This window comes from Micromonospora sp. AMSO1212t (assembly GCF_008868145.1).
Classification (GTDB): domain Bacteria; phylum Actinomycetota; class Actinomycetes; order Mycobacteriales; family Micromonosporaceae; genus Micromonospora; species Micromonospora tulbaghiae.
In genome coordinates this window covers 1-4,133 of record NZ_WBKS01000227.1, presented here as the reverse complement: position 1 = coordinate 4,133, position 4,133 = coordinate 1, and the positions used below count along the sequence as shown (strand labels likewise).

At 70.5% G+C, this 4,133-nt stretch carries 3 protein-coding genes, 1 tRNA gene and 2 pseudogenes; 4 read left to right on the top strand and 2 right to left on the bottom strand.

Annotated features, from left to right (window positions below; genetic code table 11):
- Positions 1 to 804 precede the first annotated feature (804 nt).
- Positions 805 to 1,245: pseudogene (locus F8279_RS30755) on the bottom strand (tetratricopeptide repeat protein); the annotation flags it as partial.
- A 200-nt stretch (positions 1,246 to 1,445) separates the two neighbouring features.
- Here F8279_RS30755 and F8279_RS29310 point away from each other — a divergent pair.
- Positions 1,446 to 1,529: transfer RNA gene (locus tag F8279_RS29310), tRNA-Leu, on the top strand.
- Here the strand turns inward: F8279_RS29310 and F8279_RS29305 are convergent.
- Positions 1,511 to 1,933 (bottom strand): hypothetical protein, encoded by a 423-nt coding sequence (locus tag F8279_RS29305; RefSeq protein ID WP_151501670.1) that lies wholly within the window; start codon positions 1,931 to 1,933, stop codon positions 1,511 to 1,513. The two genes, F8279_RS29310 and F8279_RS29305, sit on opposite strands and share 19 nt — an antisense overlap.
- A gap of 138 nt (positions 1,934 to 2,071) precedes the next feature.
- Here F8279_RS29305 and F8279_RS29300 point away from each other — a divergent pair, with 138 nt between their 5' ends.
- The 3 genes and pseudogenes from F8279_RS29300 (at position 2,072) to F8279_RS29290 (ending at position 4,010) form a co-directional block, all read left to right on the top strand.
- A complete protein-coding gene (locus tag F8279_RS29300) occupies positions 2,072 to 2,971 on the top strand; it encodes a 2-hydroxyacid dehydrogenase (RefSeq protein WP_151501669.1) in 900 nt (299 codons plus the stop codon).
- 557 nt (positions 2,972 to 3,528) lie between these two features.
- Positions 3,529 to 3,651, top strand: a pseudogene (locus tag F8279_RS30750) (ABC transporter ATP-binding protein); the annotation flags it as partial.
- Between the two features lie 23 nt (positions 3,652 to 3,674).
- Positions 3,675 to 4,010, top strand: a complete 336-nt coding sequence (locus F8279_RS29290; RefSeq protein ID WP_151501668.1) for a hypothetical protein — start codon at positions 3,675 to 3,677, stop codon at positions 4,008 to 4,010.
- Positions 4,011 to 4,133 lie beyond the last annotated feature (123 nt).

Genomic DNA, 4,133 nt, shown 5'->3' with positions numbered 1-4,133 from the left:
GGTGGCCGGGTGCGGGGGTGCGGCAACCGGGGCGCGGGGCGGCACCGGCGTCACGCCGGGAGCGACGGCCGGTCGACCGTAGGTTCCCGGCGGAAGCGAGGTGGCGCCTGGAGCCGGTGGAACCGCGGTCACGCCCTGAGCCGACGGAACCGGGGTGACACCGTGGGCCGGGGGCACCGGGCGGACGCCGGGAGTCTGCGGCGCGACCCCGGCAGTCGGCGGTGTCGCTGGTGCGGTGGGTTCGACGGGCACTACAGGGAACCGGGAGGTGGCCTCTTCCGTGATGGGCGCGAACCGGGTCGTCGCCTCTGATGCAGCCGGCGGGGGCGGCGCCCACGGGCTCGCGGCTCCGCTCGCCCCGGTGCCGGCAGGGTGCTGGGGCGGGGCAGGCGCCACCGAGGGCGGAGGAACGATCGGTGTGGCCTGATGAGGCTGCCCGGCGCGGGGCGTCTGCGGTGCCGGGCCTGGGCGGGGAGCCCACTGTGAACCGGGCGCCGGCGAATGCGCGACGGGCGCACCCGGGGCGACGGGCCGGGGCGGTGCCGGAGCGTGCGGGTGCGGCGGTGGGACAGGCCGCAGCGAGACCGTGGGCTCGGACCCTCCGTGCCCGGGGTAGCCGGAGGAGGCGGGACCGGGTTGGCCGGGCCGGACCGGGCCAGGGCCCCCCGGCGCTGCCGGATCGGCATGTCCGGGCACCGCCGGATAAGGGTGCCCGGGGCGTCCCGGAGTCGGGTAGCCGGGCGGGGGCGGAGCGGGGTGCGTTCCGGCAGCGGCGGCGGAGCCGCCGGAGGAGGTGCCATAGCCTGCGGGAGCGGCGGCGGAGCCGCCGAGGTACTGGCGGGCTGCGCGTACCGCGGGGTGGTCCGGACCGAGCACGGCGGCCCCGGCGGTCGCCACGCGGCTGTAGTTGCGGCGGGCCTCGTGCCGGTTGCCGAGTTCCTCGGACACCCCGGCGAGGTCGAAGCTGAGCGCGAGCATCAGCGGGTCGGCCTCGCCGCGACGGCGCTCGCCGGCCGCGTAGGCCTCCTCGAGTACGCGCCGGGCGGCGGCCGGGTCGTCAGCCTCGCGGTGCAGCCGGGCCAGCAGGTGGCCGGTGGCCAGGACGTCCTGGTGGTCCTCGCCGTACGCCGGGCGGGCCGCGATGATCGCGTCGGCGAGCAGGCGGCGGGCGCTTGTCAGGTCACCCGCGGAGCGCAGCGCGAGGGCCTGGTGTTGAGTGGCGATCAACGGGGAGGGGTGGGACACGGGAGCAATGCTGCCCGGAATCGCCTGTTGCGCGCTACCCACCCGATCGTTGTGGCCGTTGACCTGCGCAAACGTGCCGCGCTGGAGCTGATGTGCATGATCGTTCTGGGCCGTGTACAGTAATGCCCCGTGCGGCCCGCCAGGCCGACCGATGCGGTGAGTAGCTCACATTGGTCGACCGGGTAGGCTGGTACGTGCAGGTCCGGGTGGCGGAATGGCAGACGCGCTAGCTTGAGGTGCTAGTGCCCGTATAGGGCGTGGGGGTTCAAGTCCCCCCTCGGACACAAACGATAACCCCACGGTGTGCGCTGAGCTCGACTTCAGCGCGCACCGTTTGCGTTTCCGGCTGGTAGTTCAGTCGGAGTCCGAGTTGTCGGTAGACCTCGGCTTTGTCGGCTGGGTCGGCGTTACGGAGCACGGTGGTGATGTCGCCGAGCGCGGTCACCAGGGTTGTGATCTCTCCTTGGCTCATCCGGCGCGGGGTGGTGCGCGCGATGGTGCGTAGTTCGGTTTCCGCGCGGGCGCGTTCGGCTTGGGTCTGCGCGATCCAGGCGGTGACCACGGCCGGGTCGGCGCCGACGTCGAGGGCGGCGCGGTAGCGCTCCAGTTTGGCGTCGCACCCGGTGATGATTGCTTGGGCTGTGGTGCTCGTTGTGGGCGGATGGTTGAGGGGTTGGGCGTCGGCCATCGCGGTGATCGTGTGCGATGCGGTGGAGTGCGAAGGCGGAGGCCAGCCAGGTGTCAGTCCGCCACCTACTACTACTTCGCGGATGTCGGCCGCTGTGCTCCCGGAAATCCGACTGTCCGCCGAGGCATGATGATCAGCATGCGTTACCTGCTGCCTCACCCCGACGCCGTGGCCGACCTCAGCGATCTTGACGTCGGGCTTTACGACGGCACGCAACCCCTCCCAGAGAACCTGGACGACGTCGAGTTGTACGCAGTGCCGTACGGGATCATCGATCCGCGCCTGTGTGAGCCGATCACTCGGATGCCTCGGCTCAACGTTGTGCAGACAGTGACCGCTGGTTACGACCACGTCCTGCCATTCCTGCGGCCTGGTCTGACCCTGGCCAACGGCCGGGGCGTTCACGATGCGGCTACCGCCGAACTCGCCGTGGCGCTTACGCTCGCCGCCCGGCGCGGACTGCCGCAACTCGTTCGGGCGGGCGAGGAGGGCCGCTGGGACCCGTACTGGTCGCGTGGACTAGCTGACGCCCGGGTCCTGATCGTCGGCTACGGCTCGATCGGCGCCGCGATCGAACGCCGGCTCGCCGGGTTCGAGGTAGCCGTCAGCCGGGTGGCCCGGACTGCCCGCCCCGGGGTCCGGCCGATCACGGAGATCGCGGACATGCTGCCGCACGCGGACGTCGTCATCCTTTCCGCACCGCTGACCCCGGAAACCGAAGGCATGGTGAACTCGGACTTCCTGGCCAAGATGGCCGACGGGGCCCTGCTGGTAAACGTGTCAAGGGGCCGAGTGGTGGACACCGACGCGCTGCTCACCGTACTCAGCAAAGGCCGGCTGCACGCCGCCTTGGACGTTACAGAGCCCGAGCCGCTGCCCGCTGGTCACCCGCTGTGGTCCGCGCCGAATGTCCTTATCAGCCCGCACGTCGGCGGCCTGACCGCTGCGTTGTCACCCCGGGCTCGCCGCTTGTTGGTCGACCAGGTCCGGCGGCACGCAGCGGGCGAACCACTCGCGAACGTTGTCGTCGCACCATGATCGTCCACTGCAGACGTCCGAGGTAGCGGCGACCCTCGCCCACGGGCACGTACCGCTGATGCTTCAGCCCAGGGCGGACGGGCCGGTCGAAACAGTGACCCAGGCTTGAAAGGCCAGACCCGGGTGTTATGCATCGGCACTCGACGCTGGGTCGTCGTGCAGACCATCGCCCTGCTGCACTGGTTCCGGCGCCTCCGAATCCGCTGGGAGATCCGCGACGACATCTACGAAGCGTTCCTCACCCTCGCCTGCGCCGGAATCTGCTGGCGCCGACTCCAACGCTCAAAGAGTTAGGAGTTCCAAGTGCGGACCGACGGAGCGGATTCGGGTTTGTGACAACATCAACTCCCGGCTGGACATCGCGGCAAAACTACAGCTGGCTGTACCTCAGTTCCGGTAGTAGGAGGTATCAGCCCAGGCCGCCGCCACTCCTAGCATCGGACGGCATGAGATCAACGAGGGACCCGTCGAGACGGCGCGGCCCGCACGCCGAGACCGCCCCGACCGACTCGCCATACACCCGCGCATCGCCGACATCCGGGGCATCGTCGTACGCGGTGCGCTTGGAGTCGGTGTCGAAGGAGTACGGGTCGGGGAAGAATGCGGTGCGGGCTCTCGACGCGGTGACAGCCGACTTCCCGCGCGGCACGTTCACCGCCGTCATGGGCCCGTCCGGGTCGCCGCAGCCGCAGTGGCCTGCGCCGTGGCACCGCTGATCGCGCTCCTGATGCCGGCTGTCGGCACCGATGCCCGCGATCGCCGCTACCCTGGACAACGAGCAGGCGATCCGACCGGTGGACAAATGACGATCTTCCCCGTGGTCCTGCTCGGCGCCATTCTCCCCGGCATCATCGGCACCACCACCGGGGGTCACTTGTGGACGCCGGTGCTCACGGCCATCCTGCTAGCCGCGGTCAGCCTCTCCCTGACTCCCACCCTCACCGCGCGTCTGCTGCAGCGGCGAGGCGCCCGCCTGCTCGACGTGATGGTCTCCAGCGACGCTGCCCTGTTGCACCGCCCTGCAACGAGAGCGGACTAGGGCGTGTCCTGCCGATCATGTAGTGGTTGATCGTTGACGATGTGCCGGTGGTGCGTCGTGGTGAGTTGACCGATGAGGCGTGGGCGGTGATCGCGCCGTTGCTACCGGAACCTGGTGGGGCGC